The organism is Vibrio sp. WZ-1 (assembly GCF_052037695.1).
GTDB lineage: Bacteria > Pseudomonadota > Gammaproteobacteria > Enterobacterales > Vibrionaceae > Vibrio.
In genome coordinates, this window is record NZ_JBQEQR010000067.1 from 96,742 (window position 1) to 118,909 (window position 22,168).

16 protein-coding genes are annotated in these 22,168 nt (G+C 45.2%); 4 read left to right on the plus strand and 12 right to left on the minus strand.

Going from position 1 to position 22,168, the window contains the following annotated elements:
• Positions 1 to 6: 6 nt before the first annotated feature.
• From fdh3B to ACTS60_RS09460, 7 genes are all read right to left on the minus strand, one after another.
• Entirely contained in the window at positions 7 to 615 is a 609-nt protein-coding gene (fdh3B, locus tag ACTS60_RS09430; protein ID WP_010447906.1) for a formate dehydrogenase FDH3 subunit beta, read from the minus strand.
• A gap of 11 nt (positions 616 to 626) precedes the next feature.
• Positions 627 to 3,482, minus strand: a complete 2,856-nt coding sequence (locus ACTS60_RS09435) for a formate dehydrogenase subunit alpha (protein WP_440888030.1) — start codon at positions 3,480 to 3,482, stop codon at positions 627 to 629.
• 10 nt (positions 3,483 to 3,492) lie between these two features.
• A complete protein-coding gene (locus ACTS60_RS09440; RefSeq protein ID WP_005427585.1) occupies positions 3,493 to 3,693 on the minus strand; it encodes a twin-arginine translocation signal domain-containing protein in 201 nt (66 codons plus the stop codon).
• Positions 3,694 to 3,766: 73 nt separating this feature from the next.
• Positions 3,767 to 4,399: a TorD/DmsD family molecular chaperone gene (locus ACTS60_RS09445; RefSeq protein WP_038883708.1), complete on the minus strand. Its 633-nt coding sequence runs from the start codon at positions 4,397 to 4,399 to the stop codon at positions 3,767 to 3,769.
• A 9-nt stretch (positions 4,400 to 4,408) separates the two neighbouring features.
• A complete protein-coding gene (locus ACTS60_RS09450) occupies positions 4,409 to 6,070 on the minus strand; it encodes a 4Fe-4S dicluster domain-containing protein (RefSeq protein ID WP_010447895.1) in 1,662 nt (553 codons plus the stop codon).
• A 310-nt stretch (positions 6,071 to 6,380) separates the two neighbouring features.
• Positions 6,381 to 7,004 (minus strand): DUF3306 domain-containing protein, encoded by a 624-nt coding sequence (locus ACTS60_RS09455; protein ID WP_440888031.1) that lies wholly within the window; start codon positions 7,002 to 7,004, stop codon positions 6,381 to 6,383.
• Complete coding sequence (locus ACTS60_RS09460; RefSeq protein WP_010447891.1) at positions 6,994 to 7,446, minus strand: DUF3305 domain-containing protein; 453 nt, start codon at positions 7,444 to 7,446, stop codon at positions 6,994 to 6,996. The genes ACTS60_RS09455 and ACTS60_RS09460 overlap by 11 nt, the downstream gene beginning before the upstream one ends.
• A gap of 329 nt (positions 7,447 to 7,775) precedes the next feature.
• Here ACTS60_RS09460 and ACTS60_RS09465 point away from each other — a divergent pair, with 329 nt between their 5' ends.
• Together ACTS60_RS09465 and ACTS60_RS09470 are read left to right on the plus strand one after the other, a co-directional pair.
• A complete protein-coding gene (locus ACTS60_RS09465) occupies positions 7,776 to 8,600 on the plus strand; it encodes a formate dehydrogenase accessory sulfurtransferase FdhD (RefSeq protein ID WP_045389713.1) in 825 nt (274 codons plus the stop codon).
• 114 nt (positions 8,601 to 8,714) lie between these two features.
• Positions 8,715 to 10,595, plus strand: a complete 1,881-nt coding sequence (locus ACTS60_RS09470; RefSeq protein WP_409385876.1) for a methyl-accepting chemotaxis protein — start codon at positions 8,715 to 8,717, stop codon at positions 10,593 to 10,595.
• Positions 10,596 to 10,637: 42 nt separating this feature from the next.
• Here ACTS60_RS09470 and ACTS60_RS09475 read toward each other — a convergent pair whose 3' ends face one another.
• From ACTS60_RS09475 to ACTS60_RS09485, 3 genes are all read right to left on the minus strand, one after another.
• Positions 10,638 to 12,251 carry a sulfatase-like hydrolase/transferase gene (locus ACTS60_RS09475; protein ID WP_440888032.1) on the minus strand — a complete coding sequence of 538 codons (1,614 nt, stop codon included), beginning with the start codon at positions 12,249 to 12,251 and terminating at the stop codon, positions 10,638 to 10,640.
• Complete coding sequence (locus ACTS60_RS09480) at positions 12,248 to 13,048, minus strand: glycerophosphodiester phosphodiesterase (RefSeq protein ID WP_440888033.1); 801 nt, start codon at positions 13,046 to 13,048, stop codon at positions 12,248 to 12,250. The genes ACTS60_RS09475 and ACTS60_RS09480 overlap by 4 nt, the downstream gene beginning before the upstream one ends.
• A gap of 197 nt (positions 13,049 to 13,245) precedes the next feature.
• Complete coding sequence (locus ACTS60_RS09485) at positions 13,246 to 14,838, minus strand: ABC-F family ATPase (protein ID WP_005427581.1); 1,593 nt, start codon at positions 14,836 to 14,838, stop codon at positions 13,246 to 13,248.
• Positions 14,839 to 15,223: 385 nt separating this feature from the next.
• On the opposite strand from ACTS60_RS09485, the gene ACTS60_RS09490 reads away from it, so the two are divergent.
• Together ACTS60_RS09490 and ACTS60_RS09495 are read left to right on the plus strand one after the other, a co-directional pair.
• Positions 15,224 to 17,569 carry an AAA family ATPase gene (locus ACTS60_RS09490; RefSeq protein ID WP_440888034.1) on the plus strand — a complete coding sequence of 782 codons (2,346 nt, stop codon included), beginning with the start codon at positions 15,224 to 15,226 and terminating at the stop codon, positions 17,567 to 17,569.
• 2 nt (positions 17,570 to 17,571) lie between these two features.
• Positions 17,572 to 18,450, plus strand: coding sequence for a mechanosensitive ion channel family protein (locus tag ACTS60_RS09495; RefSeq protein WP_440888086.1), 879 nt, complete (start codon positions 17,572 to 17,574; stop codon positions 18,448 to 18,450).
• Between the two features lie 111 nt (positions 18,451 to 18,561).
• Here ACTS60_RS09495 and ACTS60_RS09500 read toward each other — a convergent pair whose 3' ends face one another.
• Together ACTS60_RS09500 and ACTS60_RS09505 are read right to left on the minus strand one after the other, a co-directional pair.
• Positions 18,562 to 20,604: a sensor histidine kinase gene (locus ACTS60_RS09500; RefSeq protein ID WP_440888035.1), complete on the minus strand. Its 2,043-nt coding sequence runs from the start codon at positions 20,602 to 20,604 to the stop codon at positions 18,562 to 18,564.
• The gene (locus ACTS60_RS09505; protein WP_088880806.1) at positions 20,594 to 22,045 is read right to left on the minus strand and encodes a sigma-54-dependent transcriptional regulator; all 1,452 of its coding nucleotides are present in this window, start codon (positions 22,043 to 22,045) and stop codon (positions 20,594 to 20,596) included. Before ACTS60_RS09505 ends, ACTS60_RS09500 begins: the two co-directional genes overlap by 11 nt.
• Between the last annotated feature and the right edge of the window lie 123 nt (positions 22,046 to 22,168).

Below are 22,168 nucleotides of genomic sequence, written 5' to 3' on the forward strand. Positions count from 1 at the left end.
TCCTACTTAGCTTTTGGTTGCGTCGTAAGAAAGATCGTTACCGTCTGTCCAACCTGCGTTTTTCGCACCACGCTCAACCACACGTTGACGGAAGATATCAGATACTTTCTCTGCATCACCCGCTAGCAGTGCTTTTGTTGAACATAGTGACGCACACATAGGTAGCTTACCTTCAGCAATACGGTTCGCACCGTATTTCTCACGCTCTTCTACAGAGCCAGGTTCTGTGTTTGGACCACCTGCACAGAAAGTACATTTGTCCATTTTGCCACGCTCACCGAAAGATGCTTGTTTCGGGAACTGAGGCGCACCGAATGGACAAGCGAACAGACAGTAACCACAACCGATACAAAGATCTTTGTTGTGAAGAACGATGCCGTCTTCCGTATGCTCGAAACAGTCAGCTGGACAAACCGCCATACAAGGCGCATCTGTACAGTGCATACAAGCAACAGAGATTGAGTTTTCACCTGGTTCACCGTCGTTCAGTGTTACCACGCGACGACGTTGAATGCCCCACTCAAGCGCATCATCGTTTTCGTTCTTACATGCAGTAACACAGCCGTTACACTCGATACAGCGTTTGGTGTCACATAGGAATTTCATTCGTGCCATTGTCAGACTCCTTACGCTTTACGAATGTTACATAGGGTTACTTTAGTTTCCTGCATCAAAGTAACAGGGTCGTAACCGTAAGTGGTCGCAGTGTTCGCTGCTTCACCAATCACGTATGGGTCAGTACCTTCTGGGTACTTATGGCGTAGATCTTCACCTTCGAACTTACCGCCAAAGTGGAATGGAATGAACGCCAGACCCGGTTTAACACGACGAGTGACCATCGCTTTCACCTTAATGCGACCTTTCTCTGCACCTTCAACCCAAACGTCATCGCCATCTTTGAAGCCAAGATCGTTTGCGTCTTTCGGGTTCACTTCAACGAACATTTCTTGTTGAAGTTCAGCAAGCCATGGGTTTGAACGTGTTTCTTCACCACCACCTTCGTACTCAACCAAGCGACCAGAAGTCAGGATGATTGGGTATTCGCCAGACTTGTCTTCTTTCTGGATAGACTTGTAAAGCGTTGGTACACGGAAGATTGCTTCTTTGTCGTCCCAAGTTGGGTAATCCATTACAAGGTCACGACGTGGTGTGTATAACGGCTCACGGTGTAGCGGTACGCGGTCTGGGAATGTCCAAACAATCGCACGCGCTTTCGCGTTACCAAATGGGATACAACCGTGCTTGATTGCTACGCGTTGGATACCGCCAGACAGGTCAGTTTTCCAGTTTTTACCTTCTGCTGCTGCTTTTTCTTCAGCCGTTAGGTCATCCCACCAACCAAGCTGTTTGATTAGCTTGTCAGAGAACTCTGGGTAGCCGTCTTTGATTTCACAGCCTTTAGAGTAGCTGTCTTCAGCAAGTAGGCTTTGACCTTCGAATTCGACACCGAAACGCGTACGGAAGTTACCGCCACCTTCTGCAACCGTCTTCGACGTATCGTACAGAATGTGTGTGCCTGGGTGCTTCATCTCTGGCGTGCCCCAACATGGCCAAGGTAGACCGTAAGTCTCACCATTCACAGGACCACCCTCTGCTTCCAGAGATGTCTTGTGGAATGTGTGCCAGTTTTGTTGGTGCGCTTTTAGACGCTCTGGGCTTTGACCTGTGTAACCGATCGTCCACATGCCTTTGTTGAATTCGCGAGTGATGTCTTCAATCACTGGCTGGTTGTTCTCAACACGGATGTTCTTGAACAGCAGATCTTCATAACCTAGCTTCTTAGTTAGCAGGTACATGATTTCGTGGTCAGGTTTAGATTCGAACAATGGTTCGATAACCTGATCACGCCACTGAATAGAGCGGTTAGAAGCAGTTACACTGCCGTGTGTTTCGAACTGAGTCGTTGCTGGAAGCAGGTAAACGCCGTCAGTACGATCGTTCATTACCGCTGCGACTGTTGGGTATGGGTCAACAATAACCATCATATCCAGCTTCTGCATCGCTTTCTTCATCTCAGGACCACGAGTCTGAGAGTTTACTGCGTGACCCCAGTAGAACATTGCACGGATGTTTTCACGTTGACGAATGTTGTCTTTGTTTTCAAGTACACCATCCACCCAACGAGACACAGGAATGCCTGCACTGTTCATTGGTTTTTGACCGCCGTAAGCGTTGTCATCAAAGCGACCTTTTACCCAATCAAAATCGATGTCCCACACTTTCGACCAGTGACGCCATGAACCCTCAGACAGACCGTAGTAGCCTGGAAGCGTATCAGATAGTACGCCAAGGTCAGTTGCACCCTGTACGTTATCGTGGCCACGGAAGATGTTTGCACCGCCGCCTGACTTACCGATGTTACCTAGCGCAAGCTCAAGTACACAGTAAGCACGTGTGTTGTTGTTACCAGTCGTATGCTGAGTACCACCCATACACCACACGATACAACCCGGACGGTTTTCAGAAAGCAGTTTTGCTGTTTGGTAAACTTCAGACTCAGGAACCCCAGTTACGCGCTCAACTTCTGCTGGTGTCCATTTAGCCACTTCTGCACGGATTTCATCCATACCGAATACGCGTTGACGGATGAACTCTTTATCTTCCCAGTTGTTCGCGAAGACATGCCATAGCACACCCCAAATAAACGCAACGTCAGAACCCGGACGTAGAGATACGTAGTGATCCGATTTCGCAGCTGTACGGGTACGACGAGGATCCGCTACAACGATCTTACAGTTGTTCTTCTCTTTCGCGATTAGGATGTGCTGCATCGCAACAGGGTGCGCTTCTGCAGGGTTTGAACCAATGAACAGCATCGACTTACAGTTGTGCATGTCATTGAAAGAGTTGGTCATCGCACCGTAACCCCAAGTGTTTGCTACACCTGCTACGGTTGTTGAGTGACAGATACGCGCTTGGTGGTCAACGTTGTTGGTACCCCAAAGCGACGCCATCTTACGGAACATGTACGCTTGTTCGTTGTTGTGCTTAGCACTACCCAACCAGTAAACCGAATCTGGACCCGACTCTTTGCGGATGTCCATCACCTTGTTACCGATTTCTTCGATCGCTTGATCCCAAGAAAGCTTCTTCCACTTACCGTTTTCAAGCTTCATTGGGTATTTCAGACGACGCTCACCGTGACCGTGTTCACGCAGTGCTGCGCCTTTTGCACAGTGTCCACCAGCGTTGAATGGGTGATCGAATGCAGGTTCTTGACCTGTCCATACGCCGTTTTGAACTTCAGCGTAAATACCACAACCTACAGAACAGTGAGAACAGATAGTACGTTTTACTTCTGTTTTCGCTTCTGGATCCACCGATTTAGCTTGTGCTTTCTTCATCATGCCCGGTGCAAAAAGGCTTGCACCTACAACCGCACCACCAGCAGCAAGCGAGGTGTTTTTCATGAATGCACGGCGAGAAACGCCAAGCTGATTGGTTTCTTTGCTCACACTGTCGGAGCGTTTGACAAGTTTCATCCGTTATCTCCTAAAGTGTGTCGTAGTAATCGCGAATGTGTTGAGTTTCACGATACCCTTTCTTCTTCACGTCTTTTTCAGAAGGCTCAACCGTTTCTGAAGCGCTTGCCACTTTTGTTGTACCAGCGACAACCGCACCAGCTACGGCTGCAGTCGTTAAGCCTTTCAGGAGATCCCTACGGCTTGTGTTTATTTCTTTATTATCTTTCATCATTGCTTCCTTACCTTACGGTAGATCTTTGGAGGCTATTGCCCCTCTATCGATATGACCAAGTACTGCTCGATTACTCGTAATCAGTGACGTTTTTCACATCAATTTTTAATTTGTGCTTACTGCTTTTGGTGTTCACGCTAAAGCGCACTTGTTCCAGTGTTAAGAACGCCTCACACAGCTGAGCTGCTGGCTTATAAAAGTTCGCGCTCTCTGCATTTTCTAGTTGCTGAGTGAAAGAGCTAAACCAAGGTGCGATGTGTTTGTTAAACACCGCTTGTTGAAGATCTTCTTCTTCATCCGTTAGCATCGACATTACTTCGCAAAGCGCCGCGATGTGATCTTCAGGCTCTTTCACATTCTCATCACGCTCAAAGCCAAGTAGCTCTAAGTCGCGACGAATTTCTGCCAATGGTTTTTCCATCATTGCACCTGTACGATGCCATGAGCCAAAAGGCATAACTTCACCACGACCGATACCAATGAATAGGTCTTGGTATTCATCTTCTAGTGCTTCGCGGTTGGAATCTTTTGCCGCTTGCTGAAGCGCAATCCATGCTTTTTGCATTGCGCTTTCAGATGGTTCAACTTCCAGAGAAGTTAGAAACTCGATCATCTCTTCACTTGGAGCACTGCGAAAAAGTGCTGACAAAACCAAGTAGATCTCTGTTCTCAGTGTTTGTTCTTGTTCTCGTTGTGTATCCACTGCGAGCTCCTAGTATTTCAGTTGTTTCATTGGGTCTTCTGCCATCGACTCAAACATGTCGATCACACGGCAGTCTTCACACATTGCGATACGATTGATCGCCGCTTCATCTGAGAAATGAGAGTGACCGCGTAACTTGTTTTGTAGCATGTCGATCATAGACTGAGGTGCGAATGGCTTATGACAGCGAATACATTCCGCGGCTTTCTCTTCGTGAATCACAACCGCTTTTTGGCGCTCTTCTTTTACCCAGTTCATTCGAGGCGTCAGAGTCAGCACTTTCTCTGGACACGCCTTTTCACACAAACCACATTGAATACAATCTTGCTCAACGAATTTAAGAGACGGTGATTCACCGTCAGTATGAAGTGCACGTGTTGGACAAACCGCCACACAGCTCATACACAATGTGCAGTCTTTGCTCTCGCAAGAAACATTGCCGTAAGGGGCGTTCGCAGGCAGCTCTACAATGTTCTCAACCGGAATACGAGAAGAAGACATCGCATCCAGCGCAGTAAACAAACGTTGACGCTTGTTACCTTGAAGATCGCCAAGGGCAAGATCGAATGAATCTGTACATAGTGTTGGAGGACCTTCACGAAGCGATTCCAAGTAAAGGATATCGATGGTCTCTTTTGCGATACCAAGTTGATCCAAAAGCTCTTGCGCGATACCCACTTCGTTGTTCAGAACACGAATGATGGTTGCAGGCATAAAGCGAGAAGCCGCAAATAGCACTTGCGTCGCGCCATTAACTAGAGCTGCAAACCATGTATCGATACCGATAGAAGGAAGCTCTTCAACCACGATTGGAATCACGTTATCTGGTAGCGCTTTCAGTGCCATCACGTTGTAAGTCTCGTGACGAGAGCTACAGATAAGAACGATAGGATCCAGACCGCCCGCTTGCTCGTAGTTCGCTAGCGTGCGTTCAATGAATTTTTGCGTATCTTCAGGATTAGGTAGCGCGTAATGAATCGCTTCTGTCGGACAAGCCGTTGCACAAGTACCCACGCCCTGACATAGGTATGGGTTAATCTCGATGCGATGGCCTGTTTTATCACTGCCTTCACTTGATAGTGCGCCAGCAGGACAAGCATCGACACAACGCTCACAACCTTTTACGCCACGAGAACTGTGCGCACATAGATCAGTGTCCAGACGGAAGAACTTTGGCTTATCAAACGTCCCCATTAGTGTCGGGATTTCTTCTAGCGCTTCTGCCAGTTTTGGATAACCGCGTCCTACTGGGTAGTAACCCGGAACCGGAACCTCTTCTGACATACAGCTGCTTAGACAAAGATCGAGAACAACATCGAAACAATCACTATTGATAGCGACTTTTGCTAGGTTGCTTGTTAGACCGTTATTTTCGATAAGCACTTCAAACGTACCTAGGAAACCAGAAACTTGAACTGAGTTTGCAAAGTACAGTTCTGGATTGGTGCCTTTCTCTCCGTCTGTAGAAAGAAGTGTCAGGCTGTTCATTTGAGTAAGCTGTGCGGCTGCACTCTCAATGATGGCAGTCGGTCCAACAATCAGTGTATTACCGCCACTCTCGTAGCTCACCGTTGGTGGAATAAGGTTGGTCAACTCTACGGTATTTTCAAACGCATACAGACGCGCTTTACCGTTATTGGAAGTTGCTTGTTCTAATAGTTGTTTCAACATTGCTCAGTTCCATTTATACGCATGGATAGTTTCTTCCATCATTCATTGTAGTTAGCGCAGGCGATTCTGCTGATTAACTCGACCGTAACTTCCTCTTTTGAGTAGTACCGACCTCGCCATATTTGCCTGTTAAGCAATTAGGCCAAGTTCAACGAAAATGGTAATGAGCAACAGATAGCAAATGTCGTGCCAATTAAATATAAGCTAATTTTCAATAGGTTAGCTATTTATCTTAGAAATTGTAGGGATAAAAAAACCGACTGAGACATTTTGTCTCAACCGGTTCATTGAGTGTTTAGTCAAAATGTACCTATTCTTTGTGTGGTATATTTTGTCCCACCTCTGCTGGGCCTAGTTTTGTCTCTGGAATATCACTTTCATTAGATACTGTGTTTATATACAGTTCTTTTTGTGCTTCGGGAATTTCGGCACCTTCAGTAAGTTCTGCATCTGCCTCTTCAACATCACTTTGTTCTTTAGATTCAGCGAGTTGGGCGTTTTCTTCTGCTGATTCTTCTTCTGTTTTCTCTTTCACCCAATCACGAAGTGTTTCAGCAACCCCTTCAGAAAGCGACTTGAGATTACTGTAGTCATCGTCGTAATCATCCAAACCATCACGAACGTTAAATTCTTCTGATAAGAACATCTTGCGCAGTGCTGCTTTCTTAACGCTCTCTGACGCCTCAGAAACCAATAACTGCGCTACGGACATCTCTTCAGGATTGGTAGTTTCGCTTGATGTATCTTGAGCTTCAGTCTCTTTAGCAGGAGCATCGGCAGCAGATGCTTGCGCTTCAGTGCTTAATTCTTGTTGTGCGTATGCGGTTTCTGGCTCAGTAGATTCAACAGAGTCCACAACCTTAGCCTCTGTAGACTCGGTCGTAGTTTCTTCTAATTTACGTTTCGACCAACGGCTAAAAAAACTAGTTGCCATTTGCTCTACCCGCTCCTTTGCGTTTCTTACGTCTTACTTCTAACAATTCACCGTGGCGACCGATAAAAGCTTCCATCCAAGCTTGAACGGCTAACGGCATATCATTGGATAATACTAGGTTATCGCCATCCATATATTGCGCGGCGACAGTTTGAGATGCCGTAAGCAGTTGAATCGTAGGCGTATCACTAGAGTCGACATTATCCATTACCAAGAAGAGCTTAGGCTGTTGTGAGCTCAGGTTAAATCGGTAATCGGTGCGCTCGTCTTTATGCAGTTGCAGCAAGCACACGTGCTGAGTGTCTTCAGTTGGATTAATTTCAAACCCCGTCAGTTGCCATTGGGTCGTAACCCAAATACCCGTGCTGATTTCATGCTCTACAAGATCCACACCAATCGGCCATGAATCTTCATTTTTCTCGAACTGTTTCTTATCCGACATAACTCACCCAATTTGTTCTGTGTTGGCTTTAAGAAAGAAAAGGACATTTTGTACTTTGCTTTCAACCATTTTAGCGGTACAAAGCAATAAACGCGCCAAACTGAGCTCAGCCTTCACTCAGCTCATAAGTTCAAAACTAGTAGAAATTCAAATTAGCACCTGTGTCATCGCTGCGATATCGCAGAATTAATTCAGAATCGTACCAATGCCTCGCAATTTCCAGCACAACGGCTATTTTGGAATGAGAATTGCTTTGTATGTAGCGTTAAGACGAATAGACCCATTTAATGAGAGCGTGTATTGGCTCTCTCATTCATTAGGAAATGACTGTGGTAAAACCAAATATTATTAAAACCAGTGAAAATCCCCTACAGACCATCGAAGTAGAAGTGTTTGACGAATACGGCGAAAAGCTGACTAAGCAGATCGCCTGTGAGCGTCCTCTTACGGTGATGTTGAACTGGAAGGAAGTCGTTACGCTAATGACGCTTGGCTCTCGCCCTGAAGCGCTTGTGTTGGGTTATTTGAAGAACCAGAGCTTCTTGTCTGATCCTGAAGCGATTGAATCGGTCATTATTGACTGGGAAACGCACTCAGCTGCAGTTATCACCAAAGAAAATACCGAACACCTAGAAGGCGCGCTGAAGAAGAAGACTGTGACGTCTGGCTGTGGTCAAGGCACTATGTACGGCAACGTGATGAAGCAGCTTGAAGATTACCAAGTGCCGCAAGTGCCGTTGAAACAATCTGAAATCTACGCGGCGCTTGAAGCGTTGACGCATTACAACGATACCTACAAAAAAGCAGGTGCGGTGCATGGCTGTGCGGTATGTAAAGGCAATGAAGTGCTGTCTTTTGTGGAAGATGTTGGTCGTCACAACGCGGTTGATACGCTAGCAGGTGAAATGTGGCTTAATCAAGAAACCGGTGAAGATAAGATTTTCTACACAACAGGTCGCCTTACATCAGAGATGGTGATTAAAGTAGCGCAGATGGGTATCCCTGTCCTGCTTTCTCGTTCAGGTGTGACTCAAATGGGGTTGGATCTGGCGAAAAAGTTTGGCATTACTACTATCGCTCGTGCGAAAGGCTTACGCTTCCAAGTCTTTACCGGAGCAGAGAAGATTGAGTTCGACGTAAAGGGTAACTCGTAACGGCTCTATCACTCAGACTTGCAATACACCTCCAATATACTATTAGTTTTATATATGACATCTCATTATGAATTGCGGTGCATAAATTAAACGTCAATAGCTAGGGAGGTGTCCATGCCAGGGTCACCAATACTTGAACGACTTACCAATCTATCCATCCGAGCAAAACTTACATCCATTATTGTCATTCTTCTCATAGGCATTTCTGGATACGCCTATATTGAGCAAGCGAGCTTTGAAAGACTTGATTCCCTGAGGCACGCAATCGAGGTTAATCAGCTCAGCGAAATAGAACTCCTCACCCTACGCAGGCATGAAAAAGACTTTCTTGCTCGTCATGATCCCAAATACCTTTCAAGATTTAGTAAAACCTTTCAAGAGCTCGAGGTGTCACTGGATGAACTGAATACGTTTATCACACAAAATGCACCGCAATACAATTCAACTATCCAAGAAGCTCAAAGCCGTATTTTTGAGTATCAACGACAATTCAAAGAGCTGAGTAACGAAGTAACAAAACTCTACACACCAAACGGCTTTTATGCACAGCTGGCAACAGCACGCGAAGAGCTAAAGAGAGCGACAATAGACACACACAGCGCACAAGCAAAAATCGCCTACTTAGAGTTAGTTGAGCTGGATTATCAATATCTTTCCCAGCCATCTATGAACCTTGGCCAGCGTCTCATTTCAAAAGCCTCGGATTTAGTTAATATAGAAGCCGTGACTTTCCCTTCTCTTGAACACTCTTCACGCCTCTATTTATCTTCCCTAACATCTTTAGTCTCAAGTTTTGAGCGTATTGGCTACACCCCTAGTCTAGGTTTCAGTGGGGCATTAAGAAGTAATGTCCACCTCTTAGAACAACAGCTATTTGATCTACAAAAGAACATTGAAGTGATGGCCAAAAATGCGCAACAAGAAGTTCAGTTCCAACTTCATATAATTGGAGCGTTCATCGCACTGTTCGTATCGACATTGCTTATCTTACTATCTGTGACCATATCGAGACGCTTGAATGCAATCACACATATGATGAACAACATTTCATCAGGTGATGGTGATTTAACCGTAAGAATGGAAGCGAGAGGCAAAGATGAGTTGGGACAATTGGCTCAGTCCTTTGACTTCTTCATAGAAAAAATACACAACAATATGATTGAGCTCGCTGCAGTGCTGGAAATTCTTAAAGTAAGTGCTTCAACGTGTAAGGACAGCGCAGACAAGAGCATGAATAATAGCCAATTGCAAAAGGTCGAAGCGGAGTCTGTCGCAACGGCGGTCAATGAGTTGGTGATGACGAGTAATGAGATCAACAACAATATCGATGCTGCGGCGCAAACAGCAAGCGAAGTTCGTCGTAGTGCAATAGAAACACTTTCTTTAACTGAGCAATCGAAGCAGAGCACCACAACTCTAATGGAGCATATCCATGCCTCCAAATCTACCGTTGAAGATTTGGAAGGACAGAGCCAAGAGATCAACCATATCGTCTCCTCTATTCAGCGTATTGCAGAACAAACAAACTTACTCGCACTTAATGCGGCTATTGAAGCAGCAAGAGCTGGTGATAGTGGACGAGGATTCGCAGTCGTGGCCGATGAAGTAAGACAATTGGCAATACTTACCAATGATTCAACCCATCAAATTGAAACCACGATTAGTCAGCTTGGCATGGGTGTGCAACAAGCCGTAAACATGATGCAGACCAGTTTCGAGCAAGCCGAAGAAACCAATTCGATCAGTTCAAAAGCTCAAGGCTCAATAGAGTCAATCACTACGCAAGTGGATACCTTATTCGATATGAATTCCCAAATATCCGCTGCATCCGAAGAGCAAAGCACAGTGTCTAGTGAGATTGACCGTAATATTACCCAAATCGCGGTACTAGCCAGTGAGACCCATCAACTCGTTGCCCAATCTTCTACGTCGAGTAACGAGGTTGAGAGCGTAAGTTCAAGATTACAGACGCTACTTGGTCAATTTAAGTATTAATGGAAAAAGCATAGCTACGGGGAAGATCAGCGTTTCCCCGCTCTATTTGCTTAACGCCAGTTGATCGCTATTCAGTTCTGCTTTCCTTTGCGTACGCACTGCCATATTAGAATCCATATACACGATAAAATCATTGCTAACACTTTTCGCACAATAATCTTCCGACAACTCTTGCGCCGTAATCCCTGACCAGTTGGAAAAGAAACACTCAAAGTAAAACAGAGAAAATGGTTGATGATTAATATCAGGAATATTTCGATTTCCCGTGAAGAAAAATGGTACGTATAGAGACTCGATATCCGGTGGAGTTCTGACGTCGTGTTTAAGCGGTAAAGCTCCTGAAGGAGAACCAAGCCCATGATCGGAGAAAAAGACATATTCTCCGCCCGCTTTTTTCACCATTTCAATGATCTCAGCCTGCAAAAAATCAGTGTACAAAACACTGTTATCGTATTGGTCGAGCCTCTTCTCTCCCGAGCTAAACAAATCAAACTCCGCAGGGTAGCGATCGGAGAAATTCATATGAGAGCCATAGAAATGTAGGACGATTAATTTACGTTGAGAGCGTTGTTCAAGAGCTACTGACAATTGTTCGAGTAGAACATCATCATACAGAGCCCCTCCCTCTTCCTTTGAGGCAAAGTAGTTGATGTCCGCTTGCTGAGCCAATGTTGAGATGGAAAAGTCCCACTGACCGAACTGTGCTTGATTCGACAACCAGAAAGTTTGGTAGCCCGCCGCCTTCGCGAGAAGAATAACTGACTGTGAGAAGTTCGGCATATTGCTAGTTTTTGTCAGCATTGCAGGTATCGAGCCCCAAGTGTTACTCCCTGCCGCATACGGTTGATTCACGACCGTCAACTCACTCTTAATTGCATCGAGTTTTGGGGTTGTCTTTCTCTCATACCCATACAAACTCATGTTACCGGCTCGAAGAGACTCTCCTATACCAATAACGAGGACTTTTGGCGCATCAATTGATGCTCCCACGTTCGTCCACGTCGCCTCATTATCGTTTTGCAGTGTCATCAGACTTACAGAATCTTTAATGGCTATCACGCTTTGAAAGGCCGGAAAGCGCAAAGACAGTTTGTGTATGGTGTACTCAGCAGCGGTGTAAGACCGCGAATAACCGCGCGCGGTACCTTTGTTCATATAGTCCGCAAATTCATTCCCGCTATATACCTTGGGTATCTGAACAAGAAAAGGTAATAACAGGTATATCGAACCAGCATAGAGAGAGCATCGCCACCATTTGCTTGCCGTTATAGAGGAGCTAAGTAACGCGAGCACGATAACCCAAAGCGTAGTACTTAGCATTTCCCAGCCATGCTCAGCGACGAAGCTCGCTGACTCTTCGGTTGGCGCATTGAACACGCTGAAGACTGTACTAATCGAAAGTGGCGCTTGGTAGGCCAGGTGTGTGAAGAACACGATACCAAGGAACAGCAAAACCAGCCATTTCAACGGTTTCATGACGTTTAATGAAACCACTAAACCAAAGAGCAACATAGATTGAAATAGAACGTGTATCACCGCCTTCACAGCTGAGACGTGAAACTTATCGATATTTGTTACATAGGCATAAGTGATACATACAAGCATTACGACTGCACATAGAAGGTGTTGTGAACTAACCCAGCGGAATGAACTCATGACTCACCTCCTTGTTGGTGGCAATGAGAAAACTGCGAATATATAGGGATATCGGTTAGAACAACCTTTACGTTGGGGTGCTCAACTTCTCTTATCACCATTGGCTGATTCACGGTGAACAGTAAAGTAGGGATATCAGAGAAAGCAATACGAAATCGGTCTGTGTAATAGTTAATGTCGGTAGAAACTGATGTAAACCAACCCAACCAATACTTAATATGGGTTTTGACCGCATAGATAAAGTACTGCCCGTCACTGATATCATCATTCAAGTTTAACCAATAACTCGTGTTGAAGCCTTGGCTTGTAAATGTAGATAGCGCATGTTCATTCACCGATTCGATGACGATTTGTCGACGACTAATATTGGGGTCAGCAAGACTAACCAAGTGTTCCAAAGCACTGTTACGATCATCGAGATCGAGTTGAGAGAGATTTTTAAAGTCCAACCAATATTGTGTAGAGCCTCCAAACGTCACAAATACACGCTCTAAAGTCAGTTCTATCCCTTTAGGTTCTGGGTCGTGTTTTACCAAAAAGCGCTGCTGTGCCGCATCGTAGAACACATCAATTTCAATACCTTTCGCTCCCGCTTTCAACGCTTCATTAAACGCTGGAATGGTATTTTCTTCCGCTCTTGTTGTAAGACCTCTATGTGCCCAAACTTCCGTGCAACTTTGCCAATACATTTGTGCTTGAGATGTAGAAAAAGCGAACCATGCAAACATGAGCACTAAGCATGTCAACAGCACAAAACCAAAGGCTATTACTTTCAAGCTTGTTCTATAATCTGGCATATATTCTCGTCCCTATTCTCATTTTGAATTTCAAAATACGATAAAGCTCGAAGATTCGCTTTCTAAGTTCTCCTTTGCACAATATGTACCTGTTTTTGATATTCGATTCTTGGGGACATAAAAAAGCCCCAAGCATAAGGCATGCTTGGGGCTTTTTATCTTTAGACTTTTTATTTTGGGACGGGACAGTAGAGGCGTTAGCCTTCAATGCCACGAGATTTTAGGAACTCAGAGTAAGTGCCTTTGAAGTCTGTGATTTTGCCATCACGGATTTCAATAATACGAGTTGCAAGCGAGTCTACGAACACACGGTCGTGCGATACGAAGAACAATGTGCCTTTGTACTGCTCTAGTGCCGTGTTCAAAGATTCGATCGATTCCATGTCCATGTGGTTGGTTGGTTCATCCATTAGTAGCATGTTTGGTTTGTGCATCATTAGCTTACCAAGCAGCATACGACCTTGCTCACCACCAGACAGTACTTTTACTGACTTCTTAATATCGTCTTGACCAAACAACATACGACCTAGGAAGCTACGAACCACTTGCTCATCATCGCCTTCTTGACGCCATTGACCCATCCAATCAGTTAGGTTTAGGTCTTCTTCGAAGTCGTGTGCGTGGTCTTGCGCGTAGTAACCGATGTTCGCGTTTTCAGACCATTTGAACTCACCAGTACGTGGTTCTAGTACACCAGCAAGTGTGTTTAGTAGGGTTGTTTTACCCACACCGTTCTCACCGATGATAGCAACGCGCTCGCCTACTTCAAAAATCGCATTGAAGTTAGCAAACAGGTCGTCTTCAAAACCCTGGCTTAGGTTTTCAACAATCAGAGCGTTACGGAATAGCTCTTTAGACTGTTCAAAACGAATGAATGGGTTTTGACGGCTAGACGCTTTCACTTCGTCAAGTTTGATCTTGTCGATTTGCTTAGCACGAGATGTCGCTTGTTTTGCTTTCGATGCGTTTGCAGAGAAACGTGCAACGAACGTTTGTAGCTCAGCGATTTGTGCTTTCTTCTTCGCGTTGTCATTTAGTAGACGTTCACGCGCTTGAGAAGCCGCAGTCATGTACTCGTCGTAGTTACCTGGGTAAACACGTAGCTCACCGTAATCCAAGTCAGCCATGTGCGTACATACTGAGTTTAGGAAGTGACGGTCGTGCGAGATAATGATCATAGTGCAGTTACGCGCGTTTAGCGTATCTTCCAACCAACGGATAGTGTCCATATCCAAGTTGTTGGTTGGTTCGTCAAGAAGCATTACGTCTGGGTCTGCAAATAGAACCTGTGCTAGAAGGACACGAAGTTTCCAACCCGGTGCAACTTCACTCATTAGACCGAAGTGTTGCTCCATTGGGATACCAACAGCAAGAAGAAGCTCACCCGCTTTCGCTTCTGCCATGTAACCGTCCATTTCCGCGAACTGAACTTCTAGGTCAGCCACTTTCATGCCGTCTTCTTCGCTCATTTCAGCAAGTGAGTAGATGCGGTCACGCTCTTGCTTCACTTCCCATAGCTCTTTATGCCCCATGATTACTGTATCGATTACAGTGAATTCTTCGTACGCGAACTGGTCCTGGTTCAGTTTTGCAACGCGCTCATTTGGGTCGTAGCTTACGTTACCGCTTGTTTGCTCAAGCTCACCGCTCAAGATCTTCATAAAGGTTGATTTACCACAACCGTTAGCCCCGATTAAGCCATAGCGGTTACCTTCGCCAAACTTAACTGAGATGTTTTCAAATAGCGGCTTAGCGCCAAATTGTTGAGTAATATTCGCTGTGGAAATCAAAACCTTTACCTTAGCAATTCAAGTTTATTGGGAAAAACCGCGCAACGTTACTGCTTAAGGCTACACACTTCAAGTTTTGTTTTTATTAATTAATGAGAAAAAGCCTATCTCAATGGGCTAATTTTGGGGATTTAGGTGGCATAAAGCTTGTGTTACAAAACATATCTTATTCTAACTGGCTCAAATCTGAGACATATATCCGTCATGACTAACCATTGACATATCCCATGAAATTAGGTTTATAGTGCGTCCCCTTTTTGCCAAATCCGTACACTATGCGTTTATTGTGAACGTTTAAATGTGGATTTTGGTTCATTGGCAAAACTCGCAATACGCGACAAAACAACTACACTAACTCTAACCTTCTAAGTTTTAAGAGAATTTTATGCATTTCATGGCGCGCATATTAATGCTAGTCGGTCTCGTACTTTCGTTACCAGCACAAGCTGATTGGGAGTACGAATTTCAACCTGAGCCTCAAATATTACCAGTGGCACAAGAGATCACTCAGGAGATAAGTAAGCTTCCTGAACCATTGTTCATGTCTGACCAAGACAAACGCAAGGTCAATCAACTGCTGAATGCTGTGATGACTGAACAGCGCAAGCAAACCCTTATCTTTGATCAGCATTTAAAGACGTATCGAGAGTCTGGTGAGGATAAAGAGTGGTTTGAAACTCAATCAAGCCATCTAACACTCAACAGTCTTGGTCAAAGCAAAGAACGTTTGTTAGAACTGACTGATCCTATTACACACGACAAACTAACAGGCTTTGGCCCGTACGGTGTAACTCAGTTCAAGCAAGAGTGGCGTCAGACACAGTTGAATGCAGAATACTTGTTGTTCTTCCAAATCCGCTCGTTTCAGTCTCTGATTAAAGAGATTCTGATTTCACCAATTCCCGTACTTTGGGCAGGACTTAAAGTTCTCTTCATTTACTTTGGTTTAGTTTGGTGGTTAACCAACAGCAAGCGCATTATTACCCTATTCCGCGAGACGCAACTGGACAATGTTGCGAAACCGCCGATTTGGGTTCGTTTGATTTGGTACATCAGCCGTGCGCATCGTGCAATTGCTTGGTTGATTGCAATTACGCTTTCTTTGCGTGTTTTGTCCGAAATTCCAAGTTTGCAGCATTTGATCATTCTCGAGATCTTCACTTGGTGGGTGCTAGGTGGCTCTATTGCAATCAGCTTTATATTAGAGTTTGCCTACCGTAACAGTCGCAGCACCAACCAAGAAGTGATTGCCCTGCGCCTTTCGACCATTCGTCGCTACGTATGGAGCGCGATCGTGGCCGGTGTGATTCTACAAATCTCTATGCGAACGCTAGGTAAAGGCACCATTTACTCTTGGATCTACAGTGCACTGTTCTTCTGGTTTGTGCTGGTGACGCTGTCAGTATTGCGTTTATGGCGTAATAAAGTGTTTGAGGTCGCGGAAAAACTTTCTGAAAGACCGGTGTGGGTGAACTGGGCAATTCGTCGCAAAGATGCCCTATTACTGAGTATTGTCGGCACAGCCATCGCTGCTTCGTGGATTATGCTTCACAGTTTTAAGCACCGTATTGTGGCAATGCTTTCAAACTACACCATGTTTAGCCAAGCATTGGCGTATTTGTTCCGTATCGAAGTTGCCAAACAAACAGGAAGCAATGGCTCAGACACCAACCTCGTACGCGTAAAAGGTGATCAAGCGTTTGAGTACATCTTGCCGGGCAGCGAAGACAGTGAATTAGTGGATTACGCTTCTGACGAGATCAAGCAGTTGTCTAAATACTTGCTGACCGACAGCCCTGCCGTGTGTGTAATCTCTGGTGAGCGTGGCGTTGGTACGACAACTTTACTTCGCACAATACTGAGCAAAGTTAAAAATGCCGAACCGCTTTACCTAAACTGCCCTTACGCTGGTTACGGTGAGCTGCTTAAAGAGTTAGCCTTACAACTCGGTTTAGAAGAGGACGCATCTGAGATTCAAGTACTTTCTCTACTGCGTAAAAGTGATACCCCTTATCTTATTGCCGTCGATAATGCACAGCGGCTAGTGAAACCAATGGTGGGCGGCTTGAATGGTTTGATTAAGCTTACTAACCTACTTCGTCGCTCTAAGAAGAATCACCGTGTTGTGATGGCAATTGAAAAAGCGAGCTGGCGTTTCGTAGACCGTGCACGTGGCGAACGTCTGTTGTTTGACTGGGTGGCGTTTATGCCGCGTTGGAGTGAGAAACAGCTGTCTGCGCTGTTTGACACCCGGATTAACCAACAGATTGAGAACCCTGTGACGTTTGATGGTCTTGTCGTACCTAAACAATGGGATCAAGAAGATATCACGGAAGAAGAACGGGCGAAGCAAGGTTTCTACCGCATTCTTTGGCACTATTCTGATGGCAACCCGACGGTAGGTTTGCGCTTCTTCCGTCTGTCGCTTCGCCAGAACAAAGAGACCCAGCAAGTGGTTGTGCGTTTGTTCCATGCGCCCGAGTCACAAGAACTGGAAAAAATGCCGAAGCCGATGCTGGCTGTATTGCGCTCGATTGTTCAGCTTGAGGTGGCATCGCCAGATGAGTTGTCTGAGTGTACCCAGCTAAGTATTGCTGAAGTGATTGGTACGCTACGTTACTTCCAGAGCCGAGGCTTTATTGAATGGAGCGAAGACAAAGCGCGCGTGTCGGATCACTGGTTCCGCCACATTACTAACGTTCTCGACCGTCAACATTTATTGGTGAAATAATGATGAAAAAACTACTCACCTTATTGGCTCTTTCTCTATTAAGTACTTCTGTATTGGCGACTGAAGAAATCGCAAGTGTGGATAATATTTCACAAATTGCCAGTTTGATTCGCTGGAGTGGTGTGTTCTTCTCAATCATTGTTATCGCCTGTACTTGGCTTCTGCTCAAGTTCATGAGCTCAATGGTAGAAAGCATTGGTAGCCAGTTCGTGCAATACCGCATGGTGCTGCAAAAGCTTCAATCTTTCTTGCAGTTCTTTATCTACTTAACCGCTGGCTCTGTCGTGTTTATGATGAGCTTCCGTATTAACGATCAAATCCTTGCTTTGATTGGTGGTACGTTAGCGGTTTCGGTTGGTTTCGCCTTGAAAGACCTAGCCGCATCCTTCATCGCGGGTATGACGGTTATGGTGGATAGACCGTTCCAAGTTGGTGACCGCGTCACATTTGAAGGTAACTATGGTGATGTTATTGCAATTGGTTTGCGCTCTGTACGAATGCGAACGTTGACCGATGATATTATTACCATTCCAAACAACAAGTTTTTGAGTGAAGTAGTGGTCAGCGGTAACTATGGTGCGCTCGATATGCAGGTGGTCATTCCCTTCTACGTCGGCATGAATGAAGACATTACGCTCGCACGTGATCTGATTCAGGAAGCCGCGTCTTCGAGCCGTTACATCCACCTACCGAAACCAGTAACGGTTCTCGTAAAACAGACCATTACCGATAACTACTTGGCCATACAGCTAACGTGTAAGGCTTATGTCGTTGATACCGCGTATGAGAAACTGTTTGAAACCGACATTACCCTGCGCGTCATGAAAGAGTTTAAGAAGCACGGCATCAATCCACCGAAGATTGCAGTGCATACGGGCTAGCTAGGGTCTGTAACAATTAAAAAGAAACAGATACTAAAAAGGGTCAGTGTAATCACTGACCCTTTTCTTTGATTGGCACAACGTATTCGAATACCCAGTACCGACGATGACCTACGCGATATTCATCACATCAAGCAACAGCTCAGCTTTCTTCGGTAAATAGATACTGAACGTACTGCCTTTGCCCCATTCCGACTTGGCTTTTAGCTCGCCGCCTGTTTGGCTAAGAATACTTTGCGAAACCGACAGTCCCAAACCAGTACCATCACGCTTGGTGGTATAGAACGGGGAGAAAATTCGACTCAGGTTTTCTGGTTTAATACCACATCCTTCATCGGTCACATGAATCACTGCGCCTTTTAGTTTACCGTCTTCAATCCAGTCTTCACTCTCGACGGTCAATTTGCCTATACCGTCCATCGCATGAATGCCATTCATCTGTAAGTTAACCAAAATTTGCAGTAAGTGGTGACGATTAACCTCCACGGAGGTATGTGCTTGTAAATTGGTAACGAACTCAATATCGCGCTTTTTGGAACCAGTTTTAACCAGCGTTATGCTCTCGTCGATAATTGGATTAACATGCTGCCATGTGATCTCATCTTGTACACCACCCTGGCGACTGTATTGCAACAGACTACGTGTGATGTTTCGGACACGGTCAATTTGTACATGAATCGCATCAATCTCTTCTTGAACTCTACTGGTATCTTCTCCCAGTTCAAACTGGATCAATTCAACGTTACCAAGGATTACTGCCGTCGGGTTATTGATCTCATGAGCGATACCCGCGGTTAGCTCACCAAGTGCGGCGAGCTTTTCATTTACAACCAGTTTATCTCGGGTTTGATTCAGTAGTTGAATGTGCAGCTCCAACTCTTCAGTTTTATCTTTTAAGCTGGCGGTTCGCTCTTGGACTTTACACTCTAATTGTGCTGCTGAGCTTTTCAGTTCTAGCTTTTGTTCTTCTAGCGCGTCCAACATATTATCGAACTGCCGAGCCAACTGTGCCAACTCATGATGTTCATCTAAACCTAATGGACCAATACGTTGTTCTTTACCTAGTTGGACCAACTTCACGACCTTGTAAATACGTTCTATTGGACGAAACAAATCCCGTGAACCACGATACACCATCACACCAGAAGCCAATAAAAGCACCAAAGTAATGACGCTGATTTCGACAATGTTGGTCATGTATGCCTTAACAAACGGCCACATCAGATAACCAGTGTAAAGCATGCCAATGACGTTATCGTACTGGTCTTTGATAGGTTGATATGCCGTAATGTACCAAGCATCGTAAACAAAGGCTCTATCTACCCACTGCTCACCTTCATCTAGAACCTTGTTGTACACCTCTGAACTGACTCGTGTGCCGATTGCACGCCCTAAACGTTGGTCACTATCTAAAGGAACATTGGTACTAACACGAAGATCATCCAAAAATACCGTCAGAGTTCCCACCGGACGTAGCCTGTCGTTATCGTTCAAATAGATAAGATCACGAATTTGATCGACCAGCACCGTACTGTTATTAAGCAGCAGTCCCCCATCTAAAAAACCAAGTAAGTCATTATGCTGGCTATAAACAGGGATAACCGTTCTACTCACTAAGCCACGAGCTTCTACGCCGCCATTTTTCAAAATAGGTACTTCAGCGCGTTTAGCAAGTTCTGGGTCAAGCTTCTCCAGCTCTTTTCTATCTAGGACATCGAAGAAAGATTCACGCTTGGTTAAATCCATAAAGCGGAATTTGTTTTCCATCGAGTTCACACGCTGAAAGGATAAAAAATCCAACCCGTAGCGTTTCTTCTGCTCGGTCACCCAAGTTTGCAGTTGCGCTTGTGGGACATTTTGGTTCACTCGTGTACGGAAATCATATGAATCCGAGAACGCTTTAACGTAATTCGCTTGCTTTTGTTGCAGCAGCGTAATGCTGTTATTCGCAACGCCCAAACGCTCAGACACATCTAATAGTGCGTTTTGCCACGTATAGTGAATAGACCAATAGATCGTAATACCAATAAGGGCTATCAGCGTTAGGAAGATTGGCGCAGACGTTAAAATCAACAGTCGATAACGGACCATAGTTTTAAATCGATATGTCCATTTCGACATTCCTTTGTGTTGCTGCCAACTATTACTCGGCATAATCCTCGTCCTCGGAATCCCACTCTTTGTATTTGCGCTCTAGCGTTTTTCGTGCCACTCCTAAGTCTCGAGACGCTGCTGACTTATTACCTTCGTGCAAATTAACCAATTGTTGAATATGCGCTTTTTCTACTTCTTTTAAGGTCCAAGAGTTTGGATAGCCTTCCCCAGAGAACGATTTACCTTCTTTGAACGTCGGAAGCTCTTCACTATGTGACACGGTAATCGAGACGTTAGGCAGAGCATGACCGCCATTGAGTTCACGCCAGTGATGCGCCGGCGGTTTACCTAACAAAATACAGCGCTCAATTAGGTTTTTAAGCTCACGAATGTTGCCCGGCCAATCGTATTCGCTCATTGCTTCCATATCTTCATGCGCCCACTTCGGTGCTTGCATGCCAAGTTCACTGGTCAGCATATTGCTAAAGTACGGCACCAGTTCAAACAAGTCGGTTTTACGCTCACGCAGAGGTGCGACTTCAATTTTTAACACGTTTAAACGGTAATAAAGGTCGCTTCGGAAATTACCTTTGTTGACTTCTTCTTGTAAGTTACGGTTGGTCGCTGCAACAATGCGCACATCGATACTGATTTCACGCTCTGAGCCTACAGGACGAATGGTGCGTTGCTCTAACACACGCAGCAGTGACGCTTGCATGGATAAAGGCATTTCACCGATTTCATCAAGGAATAATGTGCCGCCATTGGCTACGCGAAATAGACCTTCACGAGATTTCTTCGCTCCAGTAAAGGCACCTGAGGTGTGACCAAATAGTTCACTCTCTAAAAGCTCCGGCGCTATCGCACCACAGTTAAGTGGGACAAATGGACCAGTGCGCCCACTTGCTTGGTGAATGCCTCGGGCAACCAGTTCTTTGCCCGTGCCCGATTCACCTTCAACTAGAACAGACGCGCGAGACGGTGCAAACTGAGCAATCATCTGTTTAAGTTGACGCGTTTTCTCTGAGCCACCAATAATCTCTGAGGTATGATGACGCTGATAGTCACGCTTCATCGCGTATTGCATGCGCTCGTTTAAGCGGCGATCCATACAACGACTGACCGCTTTCAACATCTGTTCTAGGTTAAATGGCTTGAGAATAAAGTCCGATGCGCCGAGCTGAAGTGCTCGAATCGCGATTTCTAAATCCGCGTAACCGGTCATGAAAATAACATCGGCGCGTTTGTCGTCATCCTCAAAGGCTTCTTCCCATTCAATCCCAGAACGCCCTGGCAAATTGATATCCAACAGAATCAAATCGTAGTGGCGCGAGTTACGTAGCTCTTCCGCTTCTTCAATGCTGCCCGCTGTATCGACTTGCGAAAACAGTTTGCCCAGAGCCTTTTTAAGGATGGCTTGCATACCGAGCTCGTCATCAACGACCAGTACTGAAAAAGCGTTGTATTGTTGGTTTGTACTAATATGGGATTGAGTAGACATATTTACCCCAGTTGGATTCGAATGGGACAGAGTGTACCAAGTTTAAACAGAGATACCCTACAAAAAGTGCGACATTTTGTACCAACGCAAATTTTTATGCAAATAAGTCCATGAATTAGCGCA

What these genes read in the sequence shown, in the direction of transcription:
- ACTS60_RS09470 (WP_409385876.1), top strand. Translation starts at nt 8,715, where the DNA reads ATGCCAGGGTCACCAATACTTGAACGACTTACCAATCTATCCATCCGA.
- ACTS60_RS09480 (WP_440888033.1), bottom strand. Translation starts at nt 13,048, where the DNA reads ATGCCAGATTATAGAACAAGCTTGAAAGTAATAGCCTTTGGTTTTGTG.
- ACTS60_RS09455 (WP_440888031.1), bottom strand. Translation starts at nt 7,004, where the DNA reads ATGGCAACTAGTTTTTTTAGCCGTTGGTCGAAACGTAAATTAGAAGAA.
- ACTS60_RS09450 (WP_010447895.1), bottom strand. Translation starts at nt 6,070, where the DNA reads ATGTTGAAACAACTATTAGAACAAGCAACTTCCAATAACGGTAAAGCG.
- ACTS60_RS09505 (WP_088880806.1), bottom strand. Translation starts at nt 22,045, where the DNA reads ATGTCTACTCAATCCCATATTAGTACAAACCAACAATACAACGCTTTT.
- ACTS60_RS09440 (WP_005427585.1), bottom strand. Translation starts at nt 3,693, where the DNA reads ATGAAAGATAATAAAGAAATAAACACAAGCCGTAGGGATCTCCTGAAA.
- ACTS60_RS09435 (WP_440888030.1), bottom strand. Translation starts at nt 3,482, where the DNA reads ATGAAACTTGTCAAACGCTCCGACAGTGTGAGCAAAGAAACCAATCAG.
- ACTS60_RS09475 (WP_440888032.1), bottom strand. Translation starts at nt 12,251, where the DNA reads ATGAGTTCATTCCGCTGGGTTAGTTCACAACACCTTCTATGTGCAGTC.
- ACTS60_RS09460 (WP_010447891.1), bottom strand. Translation starts at nt 7,446, where the DNA reads ATGTCGGATAAGAAACAGTTCGAGAAAAATGAAGATTCATGGCCGATT.
- ACTS60_RS09495 (WP_440888086.1), top strand. Translation starts at nt 17,572, where the DNA reads ATGAAAAAACTACTCACCTTATTGGCTCTTTCTCTATTAAGTACTTCT.
- fdh3B (WP_010447906.1), bottom strand. Translation starts at nt 615, where the DNA reads ATGGCACGAATGAAATTCCTATGTGACACCAAACGCTGTATCGAGTGT.
- ACTS60_RS09500 (WP_440888035.1), bottom strand. Translation starts at nt 20,604, where the DNA reads ATGCCGAGTAATAGTTGGCAGCAACACAAAGGAATGTCGAAATGGACA.
- ACTS60_RS09490 (WP_440888034.1), top strand. Translation starts at nt 15,224, where the DNA reads ATGCATTTCATGGCGCGCATATTAATGCTAGTCGGTCTCGTACTTTCG.